The following is a 25,515-nucleotide window of genomic DNA, read 5'->3' as shown; positions in this document are numbered from 1 at the left end:
GCCTTCCCTATCCCTGGCGGCTCAGAAAATGGTCGGCCATAGCGGCACGCGGATATCGAGTTCGTAGATGAAGACGAACCAGCAGATGATACAGAGGGAGACTGTCATCCCGATCACGCTGACCGGGTTGTGGTCACGGTCTGCCAGCGCCGAGACGACGCACAGTCCCACCAGCGCCAGGATCAGTCCCAGCGGCTCGAGAAGGAGACCGAAAATCGCGAAGGACGCGAGCACGAGACCGAGTGGGCGCCAGGCGGGCGAGATGGCGAGGACGGCCATGGCGACGAAACAGGGAGCGCCGACCTGGATATAGTTGTTGTTGAGGCCGATCGCCTCCATCACCCGCCAGAGGATCACGCCGGAGCTGACGCTGATGGCCAGGGTCGTGAGGTCCAGCTTCGTCCAGCGCTCCAGCGGATCGGGTCCGTTGCTGAATGCGTTGAAGACGACGAGGCAACCGAGGCCGAGCTGCAGCCAGAAGACGAGCATGGGCATGTAGCCCGGCCCCATGCGACGCGCTGTTCCGAGCGCATGGGACTCCAGCCCAATCCCCAGGAGGCCCCCGTTGATGAAGAGACCCAGCAGGGCAAGGAAGATGAGTATGCCTCCTGCCCACAGATCTTTGACGCCTACCTTCATGACCCTCCACCCTCAAACTCGGGACCTGGAATGCATGCGGAGGTCCTTGAGCAGACGACAGCCGACGGTGCTCAGAACATGCTTGCCGGAGGGGATGTCGGTTCCCTGCATCAGGCTCTCATGTTCGGAACTGACCATCGCCGCGGTCGCGTGCGCTCGGACGTACCTCTCCCGAATGGGGCGCACCGTATTGACGGGCTTTCCCCCTCACAAGGTTCAGAGCGGCGCTTCGTCATAAGCTGGAAAAATATACACGAAGCCCATTACAGTATTGCTCTGCGACATCTTCTCGAGCGCATATATGCGAAGCTTTCCGTCTAGCGCGAAACATTCGATCTTATGGCCGCAGTACCAATAGCTGTTCCATGGCGGCACCATGCCATCAGTGCAGGGCGGTCGTGCCACGGAAGAGCGGTCTTTGCGGAGGGTTCAGAACCGCACCCATCGCCCTCGATGCACCAAATGCAGGCACGGTTCCTACAGACATCGAGCCTGCGGGACCTTGGCTTCAGGAGGCACCACGAGAAGTCGATCGGATTGGCCGATGCACCGGTGTGCAGCCGTCCGCGAGGCGAGACGTAAGGGAGCTGTAAGCTGGTCAGATCAAGCAGATTGCTCTGCTGCGGTGCGGATGGGTTCGTGCAGCCCAGGAAAGGTATGCTCGGAAGTGCCTGCATGTTTGGTGCTCACCACACAGCTGCACAATCTCCAGAAGTCGACCTCCGATTTCCCGCTGGTGGGAACGCTGCGACTGATGCGCTAACTCCTTCCCTGGTGTTCGAACCAATGTGGTTGGTCAGAGAGCTGGGCGCTCGCATATAGGCGGCTCGCATCAGCTGGAGGCTGTTCTGTTCGAGATCGCCGTCGTCGTTGTTCTCATCGTCCTGAACGGGGTCTTCTCCCTTTCCGAGCTTGCAGTGGTCTCGGCCCGCCGCCCCAGGCTCAGGGCGATGGCAGAGGAGGGACGGCCAGGCGCCAGGGCCGCCCTCGCCCTGGCTTCCGATCCCGGGCGCTTCCTGTCGACCGTCCAGATCGGCATCACCCTCGTCGGCGTACTGGCGGGCGCCTTTTCCGGCTCTACACTTGGTGGGCGTCTCACGGCGTGGCTGGCCGGGCTGGGTGTGCCCCTGTCCGTGGCCGAGCCGGTCGGGTTCGGCGGCGTCGTGGCCGTGGTGACCTACCTCTCCATCGTGGCCGGCGAACTGGTGCCCAAGCGCCTGGCCCTGAGCAACGCCGAGGGCCTGGCCTGCACCATGGCGCCCCTGATGACGGTGGTGTCCAGGGTCGCCGCCCCGCTGGTCTGGCTGCTGGACAATTCCACCAGCCTCATCTTCCGCCTGATGGGGCGCGGCGAGGAGCCGGAGGAGAAGGTGACGGAAGATGACGTGCGCTCCCTCGTCGCCGAGGCGGAGCGGCACGGCTCCATCGAGACCGTGGAGCGGCACATGATCGCGGGCGTGCTGCGCCTCGGCGACCGCCCCGTAAAGGGTGTGATGACGCCACGCGGCGAGGTGGACTGGATCAACGCGGCCGGAAGCCCCGACGCCATGAAGGAGGTGCTGATGCGGACCGCGCATTCGCGCCTTCCCGTCATCGACGGCTCCCCCGACATCGTCATCGGCGTGGTGCAGTCGCGCGAGCTGCTGGCCGCGATGCTGCGCGGCGAGGCGCTGGACCCGCGCGCCATGGCCCGGACCGCGCCCATCGTGCCGGACACGGCGGAGGCGCTGGAGATCCTCTCGACCCTGCGCAGCGCCGAGGTGCCGATGGCGTTGGTCCATGACGAGTACGGCCATTTCGAGGGGCTGGTCACGCCGACGGACCTGACGGGCGCCATCGTCGGTGGCTTCCGTTCCGACGAGGATCCCGGTGACGAGCAGGCGGCCGTCCAGCGCGAGGACGGCTCCTGGTTGCTCGCGGGCTGGATGCCTGCCGACGAGATGGTGGAGACTCTCCGCCTCACCATCCCCTCCGACCGCTCCTACCAAACGGTCGCTGGCTTTGTGCTCGACGCCATGCGGCGCCTGCCCGGTGTCGGCGAGGCGGTGGAGGTGGATGGCTGGCGCTTCGAAGTAATCGACCTCGACGGCCGTCGGATCGACAAGGTGCTCGCCGCGCCGATAGAGGCTGCCGCCGTGCTCGCCACCCATCGGCCAGGGAGTGGTACGCCCCTGCGATAGGCCCGGGGCAGCCTGCGGCCCGCCACGGGGCGAACATTAACTCCGTGACATGTGCGAGTGCCTCATGGTAGCGCCCGCCCATGTTCGAAGACTGGACAACGGCCGTCGCGACCTGGGTGGGGGCCAACACCGTATGGGCGGCTCCCGCCACCTTCCTCATTGCGTTCTTGGAATCCTTCCCCGTCATCAGCATCGTCGTGCCTTCCACGGCGCTGCTCCTGGCGATGGGCGCCCTGATCGGGAGCGGCCTCGTGGACCCGTGGCCCGTGCTCCTTGCCTGTGCGGCCGGCGGCATCCTGGGCGACGCGGCGGGTTACTGGCTGGCCAGGCTGGTCGGACCGCAGGCCATCCGGCGCCGCCTGCCGCGCTCGTGCTGGCGCGCCTATGCCTGGTCCACCACGGTGTTCCGGCGCTGGGGCTGGTGGGCAGTGTTCGTCGGGCGCTTCATCGGTCCGATGCGCGCCGTGACACCCTTGGCGGCCGGTGTCACCGGCATGCGGAACCTGCCTTTCCAGACAGCCAACATCCTCTCTGCCCTTGTCTGGGCGCCTGTCGTGCTGATGCCGGGTGCCGTTGGTGGCTGGATCGCTCAGCGGCTCGGAACGCAGCCCAGCGCGGCTGTGCTGGCCGCCCTGGCAGGTGTCGCTGTCCTCCTGTGGCTCGGCCACAGCCGGATGCGTCCGATGCTCTCGTCAGCCATGACCCGTTCCAGGAACAGCAGCTGACGCGGATCCTGGAAGGAGGGTGGTGCGCGGTCAGCTGCCCTCGATGTCGTTGGCGACAGGAACACCAGCAACCTCCCAGGCCCGTGCTGGACGCCTGCTGACGAGGTCCCCTGCGCCCCCTTGGGCGCTCGACGGATCTGGTCGTGCCGCCGAGCTGACCGCATCGACCTGTGAATGGCTGGGACCCGGCGGACCGCCGAATCGTCAGGCAGCGGTCCCGGCGGCATCCCGCGCCTTTTCGAGGAACGCGCTGTTCTGCTGCCGGAGAAGCGCCGCCTCCTCGTCGTACAGGAACGGCAGGGTGGCGTCGTCCCGGCGCGGCCCTCATCCTCCTCCTAACCTATCAATCCCGGCCTGGCACGCCCGGCGGGATGTGCGGGGCCGGGCAGGAGGAGATGCTGCACGTCGTCAGCCTCCGCCCTCACGCCCGGGAGGCCGTCGGGCTGCTCCTCTCCTCCTGCTGGAACAACGTCGAAGCGTCCGGCGCCCCCTCCTGGGACGGGCGTGAAGGCCTCCTCACGGCCGAGCGATGGACACCGACGAGCGGTGCCGCGCCAGAGCGCCTGGGATGGCGCATCGACCGGGACGGCCGCGTAGTCGCGGCCACGCGCGCGGCCCGCGACCAGACCTAGCGCTACTCCGCGGGACCCCGATAGATCGTGGTCAGTCGCCAGCCGTTGCGGCCCAGCCCGAATTGCAGGCTGCCGAGATTGACCTGCCCGGGCGAGGCGTTGCGGCCGTCGAGACGGGGCCGCGGGGTGTCGCGGATCCCGTCCAGCACGGTGCGGCCCGAGGCGGGGTCGTCCACGGTGGCGAGCAGCCGTCGGAAGGCGGGCGGGAACGTCGTCGCGGTCAGCCGCAGGACCGGTTCGTCGTCCAGCTCGCCCCGGCTCTCCACCGGCAGGCGGCTCATCCGGGCGACGGCCTCCAGGTCACCGGCCAGGACCGCCGCCCGGAAGGCCTGCCAGAAGGCGAAGAACGCCTCGTCGCGGAGGACGGATTGGCCGAGCACGGGGGTGGCGGGCAGGACGAGAAGGACGGCCAAAGCGGAGCGGCGTCCAGGGTGGCGCAACGTCATCAAAGCAGAGGGCATCGCAGTCGTGAATCCGTCCCGTGGCCGTGAGTCCTCCCAGGCTAGACCACATCCCCTGCCAAGCCGGAAAGGCATACGCGTGCCCCTGGTTCCTGCACGACCTCGATCGACGGATGGCCTCAGCGCCGCGTGGGAAACGGCGTGGACCGCAGGTGCACGAGCCTGTCACCCTGCATGCGGTAGTAGTGCGAGCCGATGTCGCCCCCTCGCTCGTCCCGCATGCCGAGAAGGACGAGAAGGGTGCTGTCCTGCCGGAAGGCGACCATCCTCTCGTCGCCGTTCGGGGCCTCGCCGACGCAGCACGTGGCGAAGGGCAGGAAGGTCACCCGCCCCGTGCGGAGGTTGACAGCCGCGCCGTACAGGCACTCCGTCCCGCAGCCCCAGGTCGTCAGGACGTAGTGGCCCGCGAAGTTCGGGCGTTCTGCGGCGGCAGCCCGCAGGCGTGTCCGGTAATGCCGGTCCCGCGGCGTGAGGGTCAGGGGAGCATTTCGGGTGGGCGGGCTGGTCACGGCCGGGAAATCCTCGAACCGCGGAGCGCTGGTCACCACGGCGGCTCCCGCTGGAGATGCGGGTCGCACCGGCTGGGAAAAGGCGTTCACCGTGAGGGCCAGAACGATCGCAGCAGAGTGCAGCAGGACCCGCATGCGTGACCTCCTGCTCACCGCCACGGTGATGGATGACTTTCGATCCCGCATCTACCGCCTGCCTTCGGCTGGTGCACGGTCCAGCGTGCAGTTCTCGTCCCCGCAGGTCAGCCACAGGCGATAGGCCAGTTCCCCGCCCTGCGGTGGGAACTCCAGCTCGGCCATGCGGGCCCCCTGCCATCGCAGGAAACGCAGCGGCGTGTCGCCGACGGAGCGGAAGATCCGGCGGGCCTGCCGAGTGTTCGGGTCGGCGAAGACGGTTAGGGTCTCGACCTGTCCGAAGGCCTCGTCCCGCTCCAGCATGACCATCAGGCGGCCGTCCGGGGAGAGGTGGGCGACGGGCGGTGCGCGGACAGGCAGCCAGGGCGTCGCCAGCGCGGGCGCGTCGGGCAGTCCCGGCGCGAGCGCCGCGAGGAGGGCAAGGGCAGCGGGGCTGACAGTCATCGGTGCATCTCCGAAGGACGCAGAAGTCGCGCGGTCAGCACGATCCGGAGCACCGGTACCCGCGCCGACGGTCCCGGTCACGGCCCCGATCCGCTCAGTGGCGCGGAGGTGACCTACGCCAACGACCTCTGCGCCGCCACCGACGACGGCTTCGACGCCGTGGCCCGATCCAGGGTGGGGGATCGCGTCAGGCAGTGACTGGTATCCGTCCCGCGGCACTGCCCAGCCGGTGACGCCAGTGGGCGCCTCTTCGCCGTTGTCGATCTCCGCACGCGGGAGAGTTGGAGGATGAAGAACTCCGCCCGCGGCTGCGGCAGCGCCTGAGAGCGCGACGGTCGCCTTCCAGCCGCGACACGTCACGGACGACCCTCTCGTTCCGGTGTCGCCGATCCCGGCCAGGGCAGGACGACGTGCCGCCGCGTCCTGCCCTCGTGGACGAAGCCGCTGACCGCCACGGGCGGGCGCTCGCGTCCCATCCCGTAAGTGGCCGGGTCGTAGTCCCATCGCACGTCGCCCGAGAGTTCTTGCCCCGCCACGCGGTACGGAGCCTCGCGGTCGTACGTACTCTCCAGGGGCGAGCCGTCCTCGTTGAAGGCGATGATCCAGGGCATCCTCCCCACCACCGGGGATTCCAGGGGCTTGTCCAGTGGGAACGCGAAGTCCAGCTGCAGCCATACCTGATGCAGCTCCGGCCGGGGCTGAACGCTCGTATGCGGCGGCAGCCTCCACCCTCTCCACGTCGGAGTGCCCGACAGTTCGCAGTTCCGCAGCCGTCCTGCGGTTGTCAGTTCGACCTCACCCTTCGCGCAGGTCCAGCCGTCGATCTCCTGTGCGTCCGCCAGCCCGACGACCCATCCTCCCTCCACGACGCGCAGGAGGCCGGTCGCGCGGACGCCGAGGATCTCCGTGGGGGTACGCAGGGTCGCGGCTTGGGGGCGGCGGTGGGACGGGTCCTCCCACACGACTTCCGTTCCGGCAGGGAGCGGGAAGCCGTTGATCACCTGCGGCCGGTCGAGGACCGTGGTGATGCGGGCCATCTCGATGCGTCGCTGCAGGCGCGAGAGGGGCGTGCCCGGCTGGAAAGCCTCGTAGACGAGGAGATAGAGGGCGAGCAGCCCAGCGGCGACGATGCTCGCGACCCAGAGAAGGATGTGAGACAGGGAAGGCCAGGTCATGATGCCGATTCCTGGTGTTCCTGCATGCTTCGTCCCGCCACCCTGATCCCTCACGGCACTCTGAACGTCATTCCACACGCAGACGCTGCTGCCAGACAGACCTGCCGACGGGGCGGCCCATGTCACAGCGCATCGGCAACGTCACCCAGCGCCCGCTCGAGATCGGCGCGGTCGATGGGCGCTCCGAGCGCAAGACGCACCGCGTTCGGCGCGTTGTCGACACCAAACGCTGCCTTCTCGGCGACCGAATGGTGGACCTCGCCACCCGGAACGGCTGGGCTGCCGCGGCTCTCTGCGCTGCCATCCGTGACAGTGAGGCGATCGGCGCCCTGACTTTGGCGTCAAGGCAGTCGGAACTACTGCACGGCGCCCAATGGCAGGCTTCGGGGGTGTTCTCAACGTCCCGCTAACAGTCGGGGGCGCGACTTTCCACCCTGGAAACTGGATCTACGCTGACGCGGACGCTGTTCTCGTCGCCACCAGGCGTTTCCAAGGCTCCGCTGCCTCGTAACAGTGTCCTAACGATGGCGAAGGCTCTCGCTGGCCAAGCAGGCCAACCTTTCGGCTATGCCTGCCCCGTTCCGTCCCCCTGCATCCTTCCGCGCATGTAGCGCCGTTCCGGGCGGTACCGGTCGGAATGAAAGAACTTCCTCCACAGCGCCCGAAGCCAGGATCGCGGGCTCATGCCGTCCCTCCATCCGTCGACGAGACCGCTGCAGGGGCGCCGTGCCCGGGGAGTTCCAGGCGCTCGAAGGCCTCCTGCGGCGCCTCGTGCTGCCGCATGACTGCCTCCATGCCGGACAGGAGCCGCGCCACCACTCCCTCGTCCTGGACGGGCGAGGCCTGTCCGGGGTCGACCGCCAGGTCGTAGAGCACGGTCTGCGCGTCGTCGAAGAGGCCCTGCGGCGGCTCCCGCGTCTTCTGCCCTGGACGCGCGGGCACCTTGAGCAGGGGCATGCCCTGCGTGAAGCCGAGCGGCTTCACCAGTTGCGCGCCGGACAGTTCCTCCGTCGCGAAGAAGGCCTTCTGATGCAGCGGGATCAGGACGTACTCGTAGAGTTCCTGCGCCAGGATGTCGGGCGGATAGCGGAAGTAGGTGTATCGCCCGTCGGTGACGTTGGTAGCCGCGCCGAACATGCCAAAGATGGCCACGTCACGTAGCTTGGCGTCGCTGTCTAGCACGGGCAGGAGGGACCTGCCGGTCACCACCGGTGGCACCTCCACCCCGAAACACTCCAGGATGGTCGGCATCAGGTCGGTGGTCTGGGTCAACGCTTGGCGCCTCCCGCCGGAGCGGTGGTGCGGATGCCAGAAGAACAGCGGGATGCGCGAGATCTCCTCGTAGAACGGCATCACGTTCTTGGCCCACCATTCGTGCTCTCCGAACAGGAAGCCGTGGTCGGTGGTGACGACCAGGGCCGTATCCCGCCAGAGGTCGTCGCGGTCGAACACGTCCAGCAACCGCCCGAGCTGTTCGTCGCACAGCGTCAGCAGGGCGGCGTAGTTGGCGCGGATTTCCGCCACCTCGGCCGGGGATTCGGTCAGCCGCTTGTAGCGTGGCCAGTCCAGGATCGGGCCATCGTAGCCGGTCTGGAACCGCTCCCGCAGCCGGGGCGGCGCGTAGAAGGGCTCGTGCGGGTCGAACGTCTCCAGGTGCAGCAGCCATTTGTCGGCTGTGCGGTTGGTGGCCAGGAACTCCAGCGCGGCGTCGAAGCACTTCACGGAGGGGAAGTCGGCCTCTTCCTTGATGTACTCGCGGTTGACCATGTAGTTCAGCCGTCCGTCGGTCGGTTCGGCCGGCTGCTGGAGCGGGTGGTACATGGCCTTGAACCGCTCCAGCGGCGGCTCCACCATTGCCTTCCATTTGTCCTTCTCCTGGCCGCGTATGTACTCCCAGCTCGAGTACCGCTGGTGGTAGGTCGCGCCACCGTCCTCGAAGTAGTGGAAGTGGTCGGAGACGAGGTGGCTGTACACGCCCGCCTTTCCCAGCAGCGCGGCGTAGGAGACGTCGTAGGGTTCCAGCGGCCCCCAGCCGCGGTGCAGGAAGTTCAGCCGCCCCGTGTGCAGGTCCCGCCGCGCGGGCATGCAGGGCAGGCTGCCGACGTAGTGGGTATCGAACACCGCAGCGCGCTGCGCCAGCCGGTCAAAGTTCGGCGTCGGCACGGCCGTGCCGCCGTAGGCGCCGAGCGCGTGGCGGTTGAGGCTGTCGAACAGGACGAAGACCACGCGCATCGGTGCTACTCCGCGGCGGAATCGTTGAGGAAGGCGCGCCAGCCGCCGAGATGGCTCACGTCGCGTGCATCGGCGATCGCGGCCGCGTCGCACAGGTATCCGTGCACCACCCGCCCGTCGCGGAGCCGTACCTGGCCGAGCTGGATCGGCGCCCGGACCAGCGTCGCCAACTCCTCGAGCGCGCCGCCGGGCAGGGTGTAGAGTTCACCCTCGATCGAGGTGCCCCCGTCACGCGCCACCTCCACCAGCCCCGGCTTCAGCGGTGTCTCCGTGCCGCGCGCCAGCAGGCGATAGGAAGGCTCGGTCCAAGCCGTTCCCACCAGCCGGGCACCGCGATCCGCCAGCTCGAAGTGGCGCGACAGACCCTGCAGGTGGTTGCCGACTGCCAGCAGCAGCGGCATGGATTCTACGCTGCTCATTCGGGCCGGATGCCCTGCCGCTCGATCAGCGTGCGCCACCGGCCGATCTCCGCCATCTGGAAGGAGCGGAACTCATCCGGCCCGCTGGCCACCACGGTGAAGCCGAGGTCGGCCAGCCGCTGCACCACCGTCCGATCCTGCAGCGCCGCCACGATATCCTTGTGCAGCCGCGCGATCACGGGGGCAGGAACGCCGGTCGGCACCGCGATTCCCTGCCAGGAGGTCACGACGAGATCCGTCAGCCCCAGTTCCTTTCCGGTCGGCACCTCCGGCAGCAGCGGCGAGCGCTCAGCGGAAGTGATCAGCACCGCGCGCAGCCGTCCCTCACGAACATGGTTGGTAACGTTGCCCAGATTGAAGAAGGCCATGTCCACGCTGCCCCCCATCAGGTCCGTCAGCGCCGGAGGCCCGCCGGGGTAGGGCACGTGCACCGCCCTGGTGCCGGTGATCTGCTTAAACAGCTCCATCGTCAGCTGGTCCGAGGAGCCGATGCCGCTGGTGGCGTAGGAGACGCGGTCACCCCTGCTCCTCATCCATGTCAGCAGCGAGGGCAGGTCGGTGGCGGGCACGTTCTGCGGGTTCACCACCAGGACGTTTGGCGTGGTCGCGACCAGCGTCACGGGGGCGAGTTCCCGCACCGGGTCGTAGCTGAGGTTCGGCCGAAGGACGAAGTTGATGGCGAAGTGGCCGATAGAACCAATCAGCACGGTGCAGCCATCCGACTTGCTGCGCGCCACGAAGCGCGTGCCGACCTCTCCGTTTGCGCCGGGGCGATTGTCCACCACCACGGGACGGCCGAAGGATTGCTGCAGCATCGGCGAGATGGCGCGCGAGATCACGTCGCCGGTGCCGCCTGCGGGGCCCGGCACCACGAAGGTGACGGTGGTGGGTGGCCAAGCCTCCTGGGCTGTCGCGCCACGGGCCAGCAGGGCACCACCAGCCAAGGCAGGCATCGCCAGCAGCAGCTGACGCCGCGAGGCTCGCACCGTGGGCGCCAGGGGCAGGCTGTCGGGCGCTCCTGATGCCGGAACGTGAAGATCAGCAGTTCGCGAAGCTGATTTCCTCATGAATGCCTCCTCCAGGGCCGCCTATCTGAACCCACGGGCCCACTTTGTTTTGTGGGAGGATCGCGCGATCATGCCCGCTCCGTCCAAGACCATCGGGCTACGGACCCGATGCCGTTTCGGCATGAAGGGGGCGGTGATGGAACTGCGTCAGCTCCGGTACTTCACGATGGTGGCGCGTCAGCGCCATTTCGGAAGGGCCGCCGACGCGCTGCGCGTGGCCCAGCCCGCCCTCAGCCGCCAGGTGGCCAAGCTGGAGGACGAACTGGGTATCCGGCTGCTGGACCGGCATGCCAGGGGGGTGTCGCTGACGCCGGAGGGCGAGGTCATCCTGGCCCGCGCCGAGGCTCTGGTGGCCGAGGCGGACGCGTTGCTGGAGGAAGCCCGCGCTCCGCTCGCGGAACCGCAGGGCACGGTGACCCTCGGCTTTTCGCCCAGCGTGGCCGAACTGTTCGGCGGCCAGCTGGCGGCACTCACCCTGCGCCGCTACCCCAAGGTAAGACTTCGGATCACCACGGCTGCCAGCCCGGTGCTGGAAGGCTGGATCCACCAAGGCCGGGTCGACATCGCCATCCTGAACGGGCCTACCGACCCCTCGCGCTTCCTGCTGACGCCGCTCCTGGAGGAGCCTGTGTGCCTGATCGCACGACCGGGTGACCCGCACTTCGCAGTCCGGCGCCTCACCCTGGCGGCGTTGAGTGGCCTGCCCCTGGTCCTCACCGGTCCGCCCGACGGCCCGATGCAGCGGGTGCTGGTCGCGGCGCAGGCACAGGCCGGGCAGACGTTGAACGCACTGGTCCAGGTGGACACCGCCGCCGTCGGCCGGGAGCTGGTCCTGTCGGGCGTAGGATCCATGGTGGAGGTGGCCGCCGTCGTGCGCCATGAACTCGCATCGGGCACCCTCAAAGCCGTGCCCATTGCGGACCTTCGCATCCAGCGCTTTCTTGCCCGTGCCAAGGGGAGGGCAGGTTCGGATGCCGTGGCGCGGGTCGCGGGCCTGATGCGAGACTGCGTGGCCGAGATGGTTGCCCAGGGGAGTTGGCCGGGCGCCGTAGAGATAACGGCCCTGTAGTCGCTGACGACCTCAGGATGGTCACCGCGGCTTCCGATCCATCACCAGCAAGCGAGCCAGGGTAGTTACAAGGCGAGTGGCTCGGGCTGGCCGGATCCTTCGGCAGGGAGCGCGCGGCATCCGATGACGTCGAGGATGCCCTTCGCGAACATCTCCCGCGCGATGCCCGTCCGGCTGGCGCAACTGCGTCATGTGGCTACCCCGCATTGCGCCCGTGGCCGCGGACCAGGGACATGCCTAGACGCCGGGCGGGGCAGGTCCGCGGACCCGCTGGTGCATTCGGGTGAACATGGATGCCGTCTTAACCCTGGTCTATCCGGCTGTGCGACGGCGGCTCGGGCAGTGCTCAGGAACTCCGGCGGTCCTCCACGGTTCCGTGACCTTCCGTCGCGCAGTGGCCATGCCCGAAGTCGGCCAGGGTTTCGATGATGCGGCACTCCTCCACGTGGCCACCCACGCACAGGCTGGCCATCCGCTCCAGTTCTGCCCTGAGTGCCTCGAGCCGACGCATGCGGGCGTCCACCTCGGCGATGTGCGCCATTGCTATGGCGTGCGCGGCCGAGCAGTCCGCCCCGGGGCGATCGGCGAGATCAAGGAGGGAGCGGACGTGCTCCATGGAGAAGCCGAGTTCCCGGGCGTGGCGGATGAAGCCGAGCCGTCGAAGGTGAGTGTCCCCATAGGAGCGGTGCCCGCCCTCGGTCCGGGCGGGAGGAGGCAGCCAGCCCTCGGCCTCGTACCAGCGGATAGTGGTCGCCTTGACCCCGGTCAGCCGCGACAGTTCCCCGATCGTCAGTCTCGCCATGGTCACTCCTCGGTCAGGGCCGCCCCGGCAAGATATGGGACCCCGGTGACCCTATGCCTCCCCGCTGGTTCCCCGGACCGCCCTGCATTCCGGACGGGGGTGGTGGGACAAGATGTCCTCCCGTCGCCCGATGACATCGGATTACAGCCGCGTTAGACTTCCCCCTGCATGCTCGCCCTGCCGACATCGCTGGCCGCCAGGATCCTTCGCCGAGTTCTCTCGGTGATGATGTGTGCGCTCATGCTCCTGTCGGTCGCGGTCTCGACGGAAGCAGGAGCCTCGACGGTTTCGGCGCCGGCCGGGCAGGTCGAGTTCGTGCTCGCCAACGGTGGCTCGGTTGATGACCCCCTGCGGCCCGACGCCCTGCCGTGCCACTCCGCCCACCACCTCTGCGGCAAGGTGACACCGCTCCCGCCGGTGCTCGCCGCCATGGTTCCTGCCGTCGTTCATCCGGAGTTCAAGCCGGTCCCGCCCCCTGGGCGGGTGCTGCTGTCCGGGGTGACGGAACTGCCGCCCAGACCACCTCGCGCCTGACGGAACACGCCTTCCCGTTGGTCCGGCCCGCCTATCCCTGAAGGTGGCGGTGCCCGGCCCGCTTGCGGTCCGTCTTCCCAGGTGCTCCCCATGCTATTCAGCGTTGCCTGGCTCGCGGCGGTTCTCGCCGTCGTCCCGGCCCTGGCCCTCGCGCAGGACACCCGTCCGCCCGTCGCGCCCCTCGTCGTCACATCTCCTCAGCAGGCCGTCGAGGCCGCACTCACTGTCTCCCCCGCCCTCCGCGGCGCCGGGGCCGCCCGCCAGGCCGTCCAGGCCGATGCCCTGCAGGCGCGCCTGCGGCCCAACCCGGAACTGAGAGGCAGCTTCGAGAACTTCGGCGGGTTCGGCGGCCGCCAGGAGAACCGCGGCGTCCGGGCGATGGAGAGCACCGTCGGCCTCGCCCAGCGCATCGAGCTGGGCGGTAAGCGCTCCGCCCGCATGGATCTGGCCGCCCGGATTGGCGAGGTCGCGGCGCTCGACTTCACGGGCGCCCGGCTGGAGATCGCCCGCGAGGTGGTGACCGCCCTGGCGACAGCAGAGGCTGCGCGGCGGCTGGTCGCCGTCGAGCGGGAGCGCGCGCGGCTGGCAGCCGAGACGCTCCGGGCCGCCCGAGCACGGGTCGAGGCGGGCCGTGACCCGCTGCTCCAGGCCGAGCGCGCCGAGGTCGTACGGGCCACCGCCGACATCGCGGCCGAGCGTGCCCAGCGCGAGGTGGAGATCGCCTTGGCCGACCTCGCCGTGTTCATCGGCGTCCCGCGCGTCGAGCTCGCCCCGCGCCAGCCCTGGTTCGACGACATCGGTTCCAACCCGGGGCGCCCGGTCCCGGCCGACCCGCTAGCCCGCCTCTCGGGCAGCCCCGAACTGGCGCGACTGGATGCGGCCATCGTCCAGCAGCGCGCGAACGTGACGCTCCAGCGCGCCACGGCCGTGCCCGACGTGACCATCTCCGGCGACGTGCGCCGCTTCGGCGACAGCAACGAGACGGCCTTCGTGGCGGGCGCCTCCATCCCGCTGCCCTTCTACGATCGGAACCAGGGTGGCATCGCCCGTGCTCAGGCCGAGCTGACCCGGGCCGAGGCCGAGGCCGAGCGCGGGCGCAACATCCTGGTCGCCACCCTGGTCGCGGCCGAGCAGCGTCTCGCGCTGGCTTGGCGGTCCGTCGACACCCTGCGCCGCACTGCCCTGCCTTCCGCCGAGCAGGCCGCCCGCTTCGCCACTCTCGGCTACGGAGAGGGGCGCTTCAGCTTCCTGGAGGTGCTCGATGCCCAGCGGGCGCTCTCGGACACCCGCGCCCAGCTCGTGGAGGCGATCCAGGCCTTCCATGCCCTTCGCGCCCAGGTGCAGCGCCTGCGTGGCGATCTGCCCGCCGTCTCCACCCAGCCCGTGAACGCCCCGAACGGGAGTGCCCGCTGATGCTCCGCATGACCCTCATGGCGGGCGCCGCCGTCGGTGGCCTCGCCCTGGCCGTCGTCTATCCATCGATCCCCGACACCGCGCGAAACCTCCTCGGGATGCAATCCACGCCCGCCGGGGCCGCTCGTGCTGCGGCGCCCGCCACTGCCCCCAAGGGGGATGGCCACGGGCACGCCGAGGGAGAAGGCCACGGCGAGGAAGGGCACATCGCCATGACCGCCGAGGGCATCGAGGCCGCGGGCATTCGTGTCGCCCCTGTCCAGAGCGGCACGCTGGTCACCCGCGCGGCCGTGCCAGGCGTCCTCTCAGCCAGCCAGGATCGCCAGGCGCGGGTGACGGCCCGCCTTGGTGGCATCGTGGCTGAGGTCCGAACGGCACTGGGCCAGGAGGTCGGAAAAGGCGACGTCCTGGCCGTCCTGGAGAGCCGCGAAGTGGCGGACGCCAAGGGCGAGTTCCTGGCGGCCACCCGCTCGGCCGCCTTGGCTGAGACCACCCTGGCCCGCGAGACCCGCCTCTGGCGGCAGCGCATCTCGGCCGAACAGGAGTTCCTGCAGGCCCGCACCGCGGCCGAGGAGGCCCGCATCAAGGTCGATCTCGGCCGCGCCCGCCTGGCTGCCCTCGGCCTTTCGGACGCCGAGATCGCTGCCCTCGCGCGCCAGCCCGCCGCCACCCTCCGCCGGTTGGAACTGCGCGCGCCGATCGCGGGCCGGATCACCGCCCGCAACGCCGTACTGGGCGCCTCGGTGGCTGCCGACGCCGAGGTCTTCTCCGTCGCCGACCTCTCCGTCCTCTGGGTGGAGCTGGCCATCCCACCCCGTGACCTCCCTATGGCCCGGCAAGGCCAGACGGTGCTCGTCACCGGGGAGGGCGAGGCACGCACCGAGGGGAAGATCGTCTTCCTCAGCCCCGTCCTGGATCCCGAGACCCGGTCCGCCCGGGCCGTGGCCGAGATCCCCAACCTGGAGGGTACCTGGCGCGCGGGCGGCTTCGTGACCGCCCATCTCTCCACGGCCGAGCAGCGGGTGGACGTGCTGGTGCCCCGCGACGCCGTCCAGGAGGTCGAGGGGAAGAAGGTCGTCTTCGTCAGGAACGAGGAGGGCTTCGAGTTGCGGGAGGTCGAGACCGGGCGCGAGGACGCAAACGGCTACGAGATCATCTTCGGGCTGGATGCCGGGACGGAGATCGCGGTGGCCAACGCCTTCTCGCTCCGGGCCGAGCTGAGCAAGTCCGAAGCCGGGCACGCGCACTGAGGCCCGCCCGGACATGATCGGACCCATCCTGGACTTCTCCGTCCGCAACCGATGGACCGTGGTGCTGCTGGCCGTCATCGCGGCCTGCATCGGCGCGTGGTCGGTCGCCCGCCTGCCCATCGACGCGACGCCCGACATCACCAACAACCAGGCGCAGATCAACACGCTGGCGTCGTCGCTTTCGCCTTACGAGATCGAGAAGCAGGTCACCTTCCCGATCGAGACGGCCCTGGCGGGCATCCCTGGCCTGGAGAGCACGCGCTCTATCAGCCGCAACGGCTTCAGCCAGGTCACGGCGGTGTTCACGGAAAGCACCGACATCTACTTCGCCCGCCAGCAGGTGCTGGAGCGATTGATCGAGGCGCGGGAGGCCATGCCGGAGGGGGTGGAACCCCGCCTCGGCCCGGTCTCCACCGGCCTGGGCGAGGTCACCATGTGGACGGTGAACTTCGCGCCCAGGAAGGAGGGCGACGTCGTGCCGGACGGCCAGCCCGGCTGGCAGGCCGACGGCAGCTACCTGACCCCCGAACGCGAGCGCCTGACCACCGAGGCCGACCGCGCCACCTATCTCCGGACGGTGCAGGACTGGATCATCCGGCCGCAGATCCGGAACGTGCAAGGCATCGCGGGCGTGGACGCCATCGGCGGCTACACCAAGCAGTACGTGGTCCAGCCCGACCCGGCGCGCTTAGTCGGCCTCGGGCTGAGCTTCGCCGACCTGACCACGGCCATCGAGCGGAACAACGTCTCGGTGGGAGCGGGCTACGTCGAGCGGGGCGGGGAAGGACTCGTCGTCCGCTCCGGCGGGCGCGTGACGGGCGCCGCCGAGCTGGAGCAGGTCGTCATCGCGACCAGGGAGGGGGTGCCAATCCTGCTCCGTGACGTCGGGCGCGTCGTCATCGGCCAGGCGCAGCGGACGGGCAGCGCCAGCGGCAACGGGCAGGAGATGGTGGTCGGGACTGCCCTCATGCTCATCGGCGAGAACTCCCGCATCGTCGCCGAGGCGGTCCACGCCAAGGTGGACGAACTCAGGCAGACCCTGCCAAGGGGCATCGAAGCAGTCACGGTGCTCGACCGCGGCATCCTGGTGGACGCCACCATCCACACCGTCGCCAAGAACCTGGGCGAGGGTGCGCTGCTGGTCATCGTCATCCTGTTCCTGATGCTGGGGAACATCCGGGCGGCTTTCATCACCGCCCTGGTCATCCCCGTGACCATGCTGCTGACCGCCTTCGGCATGGTGCGCGGGCACATCTCCGCCAACCTGATGAGCCTCGGTGCGCTGGACTTCGGCCTCATCGTCGATGGCGCGGTCATCATCACGGAGAACAGCCTCCGGCACCTTGCCGAGCGCCAGCACGAGAAGGGGCGCCTGCTGACCGTGGCGGAGCGCCTGCAGACGGTGGCGGAGAGCGCGAAGGAGATGATCCGGCCCTCGCTCTACGGCCAAGCCATCATCATCCTGGTCTACGCGCCGCTCCTGACCTTCACGGGGGTCGAGGGCAAGATGTTCATCCCCATGGCGATGACCGTCATCATCGCCCTGGCCTGCGCCTTCATCCTGTCGCTGACCCTTGTCCCGGCGCTCATCGCCATCTGGATCACCGGGCGGGTCCAGGAGAAGGACGTGGCGATCGTGCGCGGCCTCAAGCGCGTCTACGCACCTGCTCTCGGCGGGGCGCTGCGCGCTCCCATCCCCGTCATTACCGCAAGTGCCCTCATCTTCGTCGCCTGCCTCGGCCTGTTCTCGCGGCTCGGGCAGGAGTTCATCCCGACGCTGGACGAGGGCAACCTCGCCATGCAGGCCCTGCGAATCCCCAGCACTTCGCTCCAGCAGTCCCAGGCCATGCAGTCCGTGCTGGAACGGCGCATATCCCGCCTGCCCGAGGTTCAGGTCATCTACTCCAAGACCGGCACGGCCGAGGTGGCATCCGACCCGATGCCGCCGAACGCCTCGGATACTTTCATCATCCTCAAGCCCCGGGACCAGTGGCCGGACCCGTCGCTGCCGAAGGCCGAGCTGGTCCGCCGCATCGAGGAGTCGGTCGTGGGCATCCCGGGCAACGCCATCGAGTTCAGCCAGCCCATCCAGATGCGCTTCAACGAGCTTCTCGCGGGCGTGCGCGGCGACCTCGCCGTGAAGGTCTTCGGCGACGAGTACGCCCCCATGCTCCAGGCGGCCGGGCAGATCTCCCGGATCCTGGAGAGCATCGAGGGCGCCGAGGACGTGAAGGTAGAGCAGGCCACGGGCCTGCCGTTCCTGGAGATCACGGTGAACCGGGCGGAGGTGGCCCGGCGCGGCCTGAGCATCGCCGACGTCCAGGCCGTGGTGGCGACCGCGGTCGGGGGGCGCGAGGCCGGGATGGTCTACGAGGGGGACCGCCGCTTCGCCATCGTCGTCCGCCTTCCGGACAGCCTGCGGGGCAACTTCGAGACGCTCCGGAGCCTGCCCGTGCCCCTGCCTCCCGTTGCGGGCCGTCCAGCGGCATCGGTTCCACTCCAGCAGCTGGCCAACCTCCGCGTCGTCGAGGGGCCGAACCAGATCAGCCGTGAGCAGGGGCGCCGCCGTGTCGTCGTCCAGGCCAACGCCCGCGGCCACGACATCGGCTCCATCGTGGCCGAGGCGCAGGCGCGGGTGGAACGGGAGGTGCAGCTGCCGCCCGGCTACACCATCACCTGGGGCGGCCAGTTCGAGAACCTGGCCAAGGCGCGGGAACGACTGACCGTCGTGGTGCCCGCCTGCTTCCTGCTGATCCTGGCGCTGCTCTACGCGGCCCTCGGTTCGGTGCGGGACGCCCTGGTGGTGTTCAGCGGTGTGCCGCTCGCGCTGTCGGGCGGACTGCTCGCCCTGTGGCTCCGGGACATGCCGTTCTCGGTCCCGGCCGCGGTCGGCTTCATCGCGCTGTCCGGCGTGGCCGTCCTGAACGGGCTGGTGATGGCGACCTCCATCAAGGACCTCATTCTCCGGGGCCACCTGTCCCTGCGGGATGCGGTCTACCAGGGCGCCATGGTCCGGCTCCGGCCCGTGGCCATGACGGCGCTTGTCGCATCGCTGGGCTTCGTGCCGATGGCGATCGCGACCGGGGCTGGCGCCGAGGTCCAGAAGCCGCTGGCGACCGTCGTCATCGGCGGGCTGATCACCGCGACCCTGCTCACCCTGCTGGTGCTGCCCGCCCTCTACGTGCGGTTCGGCCGGGTGCAGGAGCCTGTGGCCGAGGAGGCCGTCCCCGTCGGGGCAGGGCATGCCCCGGCCGAGTGAGCGTGCCGGTGGCCGCCGAACGAGGGCCACCGGGTTCGACCAACCCCAGTCAGCAAGGATCTATGACATGCGCAGGATCTTCCTCGCGACCATCGCGGCCGCCTCGCTTCCCACCGCAGCCCTGGCCCAGCAGGGCCACAGCCACGGCGACCAGGGACCCCACGGTGGCAAGATGCAGGACGTGGTGGGCATCCACGCCGAGCTGCTCACCGCCGAGCGGACGCTGACCGTCCACCTCTATGACGAGGCCGGGAAGCCTGTGCCCTCGACCGGCTACACGGCCTCGGCCCTGGTCGGCTCGGGTCAGTCGCGCCAGGTGGTCCAGCTGGCACCCGGTGCGGAGAACACGATGACCGGAACCGCCGCCAGCGCGGTCGCCCGCGGGACCTCCGTCACGCTGCAGATCAAGAACCCCGCTGGCCGCAGCGGACAGGCGCGCTTCTGAGTTCCCGCGGCGCTGAAGCCTGCCGATCCATGGCGGGCTTCGGTGCCGTTTGGGTGGCCTGGAGCCGAAGGGCTCTCAGCGGAGCAGGAGACGGCCGCCCGCGAACAGGAGAACGGCCGCGAGGACGTAGCGGGTCGCCCGCTCCGTCATCCATCGCTGTCCGATGGCGGCGCCCAGGATGGCCCCAATGATGGCCCCTACCGAGTAGGCGGCTGTGCCCGAGGCGATCTGCTGCCCGGCGAGCAGGGCGCCCGCGAGGCCGAGCACGGAGTTGAACAGGATGAACGGGGCCGAGATGCCCGCCGCGTGCCTGGCGGAGGCCCAACCGAACACGACTAGTTGCGGAACCAGGAAGACGCCGCCTCCGACCCCGGTCACCCCGGACAGGAACCCGGCCACCGCGCCCGCCATCGTGGCGGGCAGGAGGCGGACCGTGGCGGTATCGACCGCCCCCTTCCGGCGGTGGAGCATCAGCCCCGCCGCGGCGATGAGCAGGATCCCGGTTGCCCTGAAGTAGAGGGGGCCGTCGAGGACGAGCAGGCCGCCGAGGAAGGCCGCCACCAGCGAGGGCAGCGTGATCGGGAGCAGCAGGCGCCAGTCGATGGCGCCGGACCGATGGAGCCGCCAGGTGGCGTAACCGGCGGCCACGATGTTCAGCAGCAGGGCGGTCGGCCGCATCTCCTCGGCCGGGAAGCTCGCGAAGGCCATGACGGCGAGGAAGGCCGTCCCTCCCGCCTGGCCGACCGTGGCGTAGAGAAGCGATACGCAGGCGATGAGGAAGGTCAACAGGATGACGTGATCCATGAGAGGGTGCTGTCGCCCCCTCGGCTCCATGGCAAGCCCGGACGCGATGTCCGATGGATGCGAGGGCCGTCCCTCGGATGCAGATTTCCCTCTTGAACCTCCAGCCACTGGAGGCCCTATCTGTGGAGCCGTCAGCAGGAGATCGCTCGATGGACGGCATAGGGACCGAGCGCAAGCAGGTGCAGTCCGTGGCTTGGCGCGTGGAGGGCATGGATTGCGCCTCCTGCGTGGCGAAGGTGGAGAAGGCCGTCACCCGCCTGCCGGGTGTCACGGATGTCACGGTGAACCTCATGGCCGAGCGCCTGGGAGCCACCCTGGCGCCGGGCGGCGCTACCCCGGAGGCCGTGGAGGGCCAGATCTCCGCCCTGGGCTACAAGGCCACCCGCCTGGACACCCCCGCGGCCTCGCAGCTTCTGTCGTGGCACGTCGAGGGCATGGACTGCGCCTCCTGCGTCGCCAAGGTCGAGGGCGCCATGAAGCGTCTGCCCGGCGTCACGGACGTCGCGGTGAACCTGATGGCGGAGCGGCTCACCCTGCGGCTGGAGCCGGGCCGGACCGATCCGGCCGCCGTCGAGCGCACGATCTCCGCCATCGGCTACACGCCCCGCCCGCTCCCCGCGATCGACGCCGAGAAGGTCGCCCCGCATCCGACCGACAAGAACGCGGACCATAATCATGCCGGGCACGACCACGGCGACGGCGGCGCCTTCGGTCACTCCCATGCCGACCATGACGACCCGGCCGACGCTGCCAAGCCATGGTACGCCACGGGCAAGGCACGCCTGGTCTGGCTGCTCGGCGCCCTCGTCCTCGGCGCCTATGCCTTGTCGCTGGTCCTCCCGGCCCGGCTGACCTACCCGCTCTTCCTGGCGGCGACCCTCGTGGCCCTGGTTCCGTTCAGCCGCCGCGCCTTCGCCCTGGCCCGGGCCGGGACTCCGTTCTCCATCGAGACCCTGATGGTCACGGCGGCCGTTGGTGCCTCGATCATCGGTGCCGCCGAGGAGGCAGCCGTGGTCGTCCTGCTCTTCGCGCTCGGCGAGCTGCTGGAGAACATGGCGGCCGGGCGCGCCCGTGCTGGCATCAAGGCGCTGGCCACCCTGATGCCCCGGACGGCGCAGCGCCTGCGCGCCGACGGCACGGCCGAGGAGGTGCCCTCCGACCGCCTCTCCGTCGGGGACCTCGTCCTGGTCCGGCCCGGCGACCGTGTGCCCTGCGACGGCACCATCGAGGAGGGGCAGTCCGCCCTCGACGAAAGCCCCGTCACGGGCGAGAGCGTCCCCGTCTCGCGCGGCCCAGGCGAGGCCGTCGTCGCGGGTTCCATCAACGCCGACGGCGCCCTGCGAGTACGCGTGACCCGCGCGGCGACCGACAACACCATTGCCCGCATCATCCGCATGGTCGAGGAGGCGACCGCTTCCCGGGCGCCGACCCAGCGCTTCATCGAGCGCTTCTCGAACTGGTGGACCCCGGGGGCGATGATCGTCTCCGCACTCGTCATCCTCGTCCCGCCATTCCTGCTGGGATGGGACTGGTGGACCAGCGTCTACCGCGGGCTCGCCGTTCTCCTGATCGCCTGCCCCTGCGCCCTGGTCATCTCCGTCCCCGCCGCCATGGCGTCCGGGCTGTCCGCTGGTGCCCGTCGTGGCCTGCTCATCAAGGGCGGTGCGGCACTGGAGGAGATCGGCGCCGCGAAGACGGTGGCCTTCGACAAGACGGGCACCCTGACGGAGGGCCGTCCCAAGGTTACGGACGTCCTTCCCGCCCCGGACACCTCCGATTGGGACCTCCTGGCCTACGCGGCGGCCGTGGAGCAGGGCTCCTCCCACCCGCTGGCCAAGGCGGTCCTGGCCGAGGCAGCAGCGCGCGGCATCGCGACGCCTCCCGCCTCGGAGCAGGGCGCCGTGCCTGGCAAGGCGGTGACCGCCACGGTTGCGGGCCGCAACGTCAGCGTCGGCAGCCCGCGCCACGCGGCCGGGTCCGGCGCCGACATGGGCCGGTTCGCCGGGGAGATCACGCGCCTGGAGAGCGAGGGCAAGACGGCCGTCGTCGTGGTCGTAGGCGGTGCGGCGGCTGGTGTCCTGGCGCTCCGCGACGAGCCGCGTGGCGACGCCGCTTCCGGGGTGGCCGCCCTTACGAGGCTTGGTGTCCGCTCGGTCATGCTGACGGGCGACAATGCCCGGACGGGTGCTGCCATCGCAGAGGGCCTTGGCCTCGACGTGAAGGCGGAACTCCTGCCGGACGACAAGCTCCGGGAGATCGCTGCCCTCAGGTCGGTGGGCTCCGTCGTCATGGTGGGTGACGGAATCAACGACGCCCCGGCGCTGGCCGCTGCTTCCGTGGGCGTCGCCATGGGCGGGGGCACCGACGTGGCCCTGGAGACCGCGGACGCCGCGGTCCTCAAGGACCGGGTGTCGGGCGTTGCGGAGCTGGTCGGCCTGTCGCGGTCCACCATGGCGAACGTGAAGGCGAACGTGGCCATCGCGGTCGGCCTCAAGGCGGTCTTCCTGGTCACCACGCTGATCGGGGTGACCGGCCTGTGGCCCGCCATCATGGCGGACACGGGGGCCACCGTCCTGGTCACGCTGAATGCCCTTCGCCTGCTCGCCTGGAAGCCAGGCGCTTGAGGAGCGACCCTGTTCCAGACAGCTTCACCCCATTTGTGACGTCACCTATCGCGGACGGTGCCTAGTGGGTCGTCAGGACGCCATCTCCGCCCTCCGGAACCCGAGCGTCATGGGATCGCGGCCAAACGCGATGTTCGACACCGCCTTCCCGAGCAGGACCGAGATCGAGGCATCCGCTCGATCGTGGAGACCTGCTGGAGCGACTGGCGCCTATGACGTGGCCCCGTTGTTGTCCGGCGGCAGCTTCAAGGAGGCGGGGGAGGGGCCGGAAGAGTTGCGCTCGCTGCACAGGCTGGATGCCGTCAGCGCCGCCACGCAGGCTCCCTCTTCTCGAGGAATGCAGCCAGACCCTCCTGGGCCTCGTCGGTGGCGGCGAGGCCGCAGAAATCCTCGACTGCGTTGGCGATGCTGCGTCGGTAGTCCAGGTCGTTGGCCCGCATGAAGGCGGCCCGGCCCAGGCGCATCGCGATCGGCGGCTTGCTGGCAAAGTCGGCTGCCAGGGCACGGGCTTCGCCGTCCAGCGCATCGTCGGGCACGACCCGGCTGACCAGCCCCATGGCCGCAGCTTCGGCAGCCTCGAAGCGCCGCCCGCTGAAAAGGAGATCGAAGGCCCGGTGGCGGCCGACGATGCGCGGCAGGTGGGCGAAGTGGATGGCCGGGATCAGGCCCAGCTCGATCTCCGGGTAGCCGAAGCTGGCTCCCTCGGCGGCGATGATCACGTCGCAGGAGATGGCGAGCGTCATCCCGCCACCGCGTGCGGCACCGTTCACCGCGGCGATGGTGGGCTTGCCCATGCCGTACTGAACGTCGGCCAGCCCGACATAGAGGCGCTCCAGGAAGCGACGCACCTCGAGACCGCTCTTGCCGACCAGGATGTCCAGATCCAGCCCGGCGGAGAAGCGACGCGGCAGGGCGCTGCGCAGGATCACCGCGCGCACTGCGTCGTCGGCGGCAGCACGGCGGAAGCCGTTCAGGATGGCCTCCAGGAAGTCGACGCTCAGCGCGTTGACCGGGCCGCGCCCCAGCGTGATCTCGGCGATGCCGTCCGCCGCATGGTAGGTGACCTCGTCAGTCATGCGGATACCTCCTCCTGGGGCATGTGAATGGGGCCCTGCGCCGGGAGTGTGGCGATGACCCCTGCGTCACCTCCGAGGCCCCGCAGGATCTCTGCGGCGTGCTGGCCATGGAGCGGCGGGGGCCACTGTTCCTCGCGGGGGCGCCGGCGGAGGCCACGGGGAAGCCCATCTGCGGCATGGGGCCGAGCACGAGGTGGTCGATCCCCAGCACCAGCCCCCGCCGGTCGTGGCGTGCATGGAACCGAACCGACCACCGGCGCAGCTAGCGGCCCGGAGCGTCCCTGACCATGCGCACGAAGGACCCAAGGAGCGCTGGCATCTCCACCGCCTTGGCGGGCAGCCGCTCCTCGGGGAGGGTCAGGCCGTCGAGGAAGCGGCCGCTACCAGTGTAGAGCGACAGCTCCAGCCCCTCGCCGACGATCTCCGCGCGGCAGACGACCTCCTCGTCCCCGGCCTTGCGCCTGGCGGCGGTGACGCAGGCCACGATCTCCTCCAGGCCGCGGGTCTGCGCCCCGGCCTCGTCCAGGAACTCCTCGATCTCGGCCCCGACCTCGGTGGGCGGAACCAGCGCCAGCGGCACGCACCCCCCGCTCACCTCGAAGACCGCACCGCGCCAGCTGTCGAAGAGGGCCGCTGCGCGGGCCTCCCCGGCCGTCTCCTCGCCCTCCTCATCCGTGCCAGGCGGCGGGCCGCCCTCCGCGGCGATGGCGTCCCAGACCGGGATGTCCCAGTCGATCTGCAGGCCGACCAGCACGCCGAAGCCGCCCCGCAGAAGCTCGTCGGTGTCGCCCGGCGGCAGGTCGCGAGGCTCGCCACCGGCAGCCATGTCGAGGAGCACGCGCCGGAGCGCGCCGGGCGAGAGGCGAGCCAGGGTCCTGGGCGAGCGCCAGCCCGGCAGGAAGCGGAGCTCGATCGTCTCCTCCAGCGCGCCGGACGCGAGCAGCCCGTCCACGATGGCGGCCGCCTCCGGCAGCTGCCCCTGCGGCAGGGCCACGGGAAGGGCGACCAGCTCCGCCCATCCGGACGGCCCGGCCGCATCGCCCGCCGCCACCGCACGCAGCGCGTCGGCCAGTTCCCGCGCGTTCTCGTCGCCATGCCGCTCCGCCGCCTTCCGCACGGCGAGGTCGAGGACGTCCTCACGCCCCGCCGCCAGGAGATCCTCGGCCAGCGCCTCGAGCTCGTCCTCCTCCCCGGCGACAAAGGCAGCGAGCAGCCGGTCCGCGATGGGGCCGGGCGCCCTGCCAAAGCGGGGCTTCGGGGCAGGCGACCCGACCGGCTCGAGGCCGAGCAGTTCCAGGGCGGCATCGCCCCTGAGCAGGCGGCCGCGGTCGATCCAGGCGCGGCGGCTCTCCGGCGTGTCGTCCCGCCCCTGCATCCAGCGCCGGAAGGCCGCCCTGTCCGCACGCTGCACGAAGACCTCCACGCCCCCGTCGATCATCTCAGCCGCGACGACTCGGTTCACGGCCTGGGCAGTCTCGATGTCGGTCTCGCCGGGGCGCAGCGTGTCCAGCGTCTCGGCGTCGGCGTAGTGGGTGAGGAGGACAGCATCGAGCTCCCTCGCGACCTCACGTGCCAGCTCCGCCATTGCCTCCAAGGTCTCGTCCATGGATCCATCATCGTT

Annotated in this window: 24 protein-coding genes; 12 read left to right on the top strand and 12 right to left on the bottom strand. The window is 69.8% G+C overall.

Features of this window, described 5'->3' with window-relative positions; all coding sequences use genetic code 11:
- Positions 1 to 21: 21 nt before the first annotated feature.
- Entirely contained in the window at positions 22 to 639 is a 618-nt protein-coding gene (locus NRP21_RS13775) for a tripartite tricarboxylate transporter TctB family protein (protein ID WP_257716789.1), read from the bottom strand.
- A 788-nt stretch (positions 640 to 1,427) separates the two neighbouring features.
- Between NRP21_RS13775 and NRP21_RS13770 the strand changes: the two genes are divergently transcribed.
- The 3 genes from NRP21_RS13770 (at position 1,428) to NRP21_RS13760 (ending at position 4,176) form a co-directional block, all read left to right on the top strand.
- Positions 1,428 to 2,819: a hemolysin family protein gene (locus NRP21_RS13770; RefSeq protein ID WP_257716788.1), complete on the top strand. Its 1,392-nt coding sequence runs from the start codon at positions 1,428 to 1,430 to the stop codon at positions 2,817 to 2,819.
- An 80-nt stretch (positions 2,820 to 2,899) separates the two neighbouring features.
- A complete protein-coding gene (locus NRP21_RS13765; protein WP_257716787.1) occupies positions 2,900 to 3,544 on the top strand; it encodes a DedA family protein in 645 nt (214 codons plus the stop codon).
- Between the two features lie 395 nt (positions 3,545 to 3,939).
- Positions 3,940 to 4,176: a hypothetical protein gene (locus NRP21_RS13760; protein ID WP_257716786.1), complete on the top strand. Its 237-nt coding sequence runs from the start codon at positions 3,940 to 3,942 to the stop codon at positions 4,174 to 4,176.
- 2 nt (positions 4,177 to 4,178) lie between these two features.
- Here NRP21_RS13760 and NRP21_RS13755 read toward each other — a convergent pair whose 3' ends face one another.
- The 4 genes from NRP21_RS13755 to NRP21_RS13740 all read right to left on the bottom strand — a co-directional run bounded on the left by NRP21_RS13755 (position 4,179) and on the right by NRP21_RS13740 (position 6,900).
- Positions 4,179 to 4,589, bottom strand: a complete 411-nt coding sequence (locus NRP21_RS13755) for a hypothetical protein (RefSeq protein ID WP_257716785.1) — start codon at positions 4,587 to 4,589, stop codon at positions 4,179 to 4,181.
- Positions 4,590 to 4,756: 167 nt separating this feature from the next.
- Positions 4,757 to 5,182, bottom strand: a complete 426-nt coding sequence (locus NRP21_RS13750; protein WP_257716784.1) for a hypothetical protein — start codon at positions 5,180 to 5,182, stop codon at positions 4,757 to 4,759.
- 150 nt (positions 5,183 to 5,332) lie between these two features.
- Positions 5,333 to 5,725, bottom strand: coding sequence for a hypothetical protein (locus NRP21_RS13745; RefSeq protein WP_257716783.1), 393 nt, complete (start codon positions 5,723 to 5,725; stop codon positions 5,333 to 5,335).
- Positions 5,726 to 6,081: 356 nt separating this feature from the next.
- Positions 6,082 to 6,900 carry a hypothetical protein gene (locus tag NRP21_RS13740; RefSeq protein ID WP_257716782.1) on the bottom strand — a complete coding sequence of 273 codons (819 nt, stop codon included), beginning with the start codon at positions 6,898 to 6,900 and terminating at the stop codon, positions 6,082 to 6,084.
- 119 nt (positions 6,901 to 7,019) lie between these two features.
- Here NRP21_RS13740 and NRP21_RS13735 point away from each other — a divergent pair, with 119 nt between their 5' ends.
- Together NRP21_RS13735 and NRP21_RS28035 are read left to right on the top strand one after the other, a co-directional pair.
- The gene (locus NRP21_RS13735) at positions 7,020 to 7,310 is read left to right on the top strand and encodes an RraA family protein (protein ID WP_257716781.1); all 291 of its coding nucleotides are present in this window, start codon (positions 7,020 to 7,022) and stop codon (positions 7,308 to 7,310) included.
- On the top strand, positions 7,274 to 7,411 hold the full coding sequence (locus NRP21_RS28035) for an RraA family protein (protein ID WP_408639624.1): 138 nt from the start codon (positions 7,274 to 7,276) through the stop codon (positions 7,409 to 7,411). Before NRP21_RS13735 ends, NRP21_RS28035 begins: the two co-directional genes overlap by 37 nt.
- Before the next feature lie 170 nt (positions 7,412 to 7,581).
- On the opposite strand, the gene NRP21_RS13730 is transcribed toward NRP21_RS28035, so the two are convergent.
- Genes NRP21_RS13730 through NRP21_RS13720 form a run of 3 tightly spaced genes read right to left on the bottom strand, consistent with a single transcriptional unit; the run spans position 7,582 to position 10,504 of the window.
- Positions 7,582 to 9,132, bottom strand: coding sequence for a sulfatase (locus tag NRP21_RS13730; RefSeq protein ID WP_257716780.1), 1,551 nt, complete (start codon positions 9,130 to 9,132; stop codon positions 7,582 to 7,584).
- Positions 9,133 to 9,137: 5 nt separating this feature from the next.
- The gene (locus tag NRP21_RS13725) at positions 9,138 to 9,551 is read right to left on the bottom strand and encodes an allophanate hydrolase-related protein (protein WP_257716779.1); all 414 of its coding nucleotides are present in this window, start codon (positions 9,549 to 9,551) and stop codon (positions 9,138 to 9,140) included.
- Positions 9,548 to 10,504 (bottom strand): Bug family tripartite tricarboxylate transporter substrate binding protein, encoded by a 957-nt coding sequence (locus tag NRP21_RS13720; protein WP_257716778.1) that lies wholly within the window; start codon positions 10,502 to 10,504, stop codon positions 9,548 to 9,550. Before NRP21_RS13720 ends, NRP21_RS13725 begins: the two co-directional genes overlap by 4 nt.
- A gap of 112 nt (positions 10,505 to 10,616) precedes the next feature.
- Here NRP21_RS13720 and NRP21_RS13715 point away from each other — a divergent pair, with 112 nt between their 5' ends.
- A complete protein-coding gene (locus NRP21_RS13715; protein ID WP_257716777.1) occupies positions 10,617 to 11,687 on the top strand; it encodes a LysR family transcriptional regulator in 1,071 nt (356 codons plus the stop codon).
- A gap of 346 nt (positions 11,688 to 12,033) precedes the next feature.
- Here NRP21_RS13715 and NRP21_RS13710 read toward each other — a convergent pair whose 3' ends face one another.
- Positions 12,034 to 12,489, bottom strand: a complete 456-nt coding sequence (locus NRP21_RS13710) for a MerR family transcriptional regulator (protein ID WP_257716776.1) — start codon at positions 12,487 to 12,489, stop codon at positions 12,034 to 12,036.
- 168 nt (positions 12,490 to 12,657) lie between these two features.
- Between NRP21_RS13710 and NRP21_RS13705 the strand changes: the two genes are divergently transcribed.
- From NRP21_RS13705 to NRP21_RS13685, 5 genes are all read left to right on the top strand, one after another.
- Positions 12,658 to 13,023, top strand: coding sequence for a hypothetical protein (locus NRP21_RS13705; RefSeq protein ID WP_257716775.1), 366 nt, complete (start codon positions 12,658 to 12,660; stop codon positions 13,021 to 13,023).
- 90 nt (positions 13,024 to 13,113) lie between these two features.
- A complete protein-coding gene (locus tag NRP21_RS13700; RefSeq protein ID WP_257716774.1) occupies positions 13,114 to 14,436 on the top strand; it encodes a TolC family protein in 1,323 nt (440 codons plus the stop codon).
- Complete coding sequence (locus NRP21_RS13695; RefSeq protein WP_257716773.1) at positions 14,436 to 15,686, top strand: efflux RND transporter periplasmic adaptor subunit; 1,251 nt, start codon at positions 14,436 to 14,438, stop codon at positions 15,684 to 15,686. Before NRP21_RS13700 ends, NRP21_RS13695 begins: the two co-directional genes overlap by 1 nt.
- Positions 15,687 to 15,699: 13 nt before the next feature.
- The gene (locus NRP21_RS13690; RefSeq protein WP_257716772.1) at positions 15,700 to 18,945 is read left to right on the top strand and encodes an efflux RND transporter permease subunit; all 3,246 of its coding nucleotides are present in this window, start codon (positions 15,700 to 15,702) and stop codon (positions 18,943 to 18,945) included.
- Between the two features lie 67 nt (positions 18,946 to 19,012).
- Entirely contained in the window at positions 19,013 to 19,390 is a 378-nt protein-coding gene (locus tag NRP21_RS13685) for a hypothetical protein (RefSeq protein ID WP_257716771.1), read from the top strand.
- A 75-nt stretch (positions 19,391 to 19,465) separates the two neighbouring features.
- Here NRP21_RS13685 and NRP21_RS13680 read toward each other — a convergent pair whose 3' ends face one another.
- A complete protein-coding gene (locus NRP21_RS13680) occupies positions 19,466 to 20,194 on the bottom strand; it encodes a sulfite exporter TauE/SafE family protein (protein ID WP_257716770.1) in 729 nt (242 codons plus the stop codon).
- Positions 20,195 to 20,343: 149 nt separating this feature from the next.
- Between NRP21_RS13680 and NRP21_RS13675 the strand changes: the two genes are divergently transcribed.
- On the top strand, positions 20,344 to 22,818 hold the full coding sequence (locus NRP21_RS13675) for a heavy metal translocating P-type ATPase (RefSeq protein WP_257716769.1): 2,475 nt from the start codon (positions 20,344 to 20,346) through the stop codon (positions 22,816 to 22,818).
- 302 nt (positions 22,819 to 23,120) lie between these two features.
- Here NRP21_RS13675 and NRP21_RS13670 read toward each other — a convergent pair whose 3' ends face one another.
- Positions 23,121 to 23,894 (bottom strand): enoyl-CoA hydratase/isomerase family protein, encoded by a 774-nt coding sequence (locus tag NRP21_RS13670; protein WP_257716768.1) that lies wholly within the window; start codon positions 23,892 to 23,894, stop codon positions 23,121 to 23,123.
- A gap of 262 nt (positions 23,895 to 24,156) precedes the next feature.
- Complete coding sequence (locus NRP21_RS13665) at positions 24,157 to 25,500, bottom strand: hypothetical protein (RefSeq protein WP_257716767.1); 1,344 nt, start codon at positions 25,498 to 25,500, stop codon at positions 24,157 to 24,159.
- Positions 25,501 to 25,515 lie beyond the last annotated feature (15 nt).

The organism is Roseomonas populi (assembly GCF_024594815.1).
GTDB classification, from domain to species: Bacteria; Pseudomonadota; Alphaproteobacteria; order Acetobacterales; family Acetobacteraceae; genus Roseomonas; species Roseomonas populi.
Note: the sequence above shows the minus strand (reverse complement) of the source record. Positions and strands in the feature narration are given on the sequence as shown.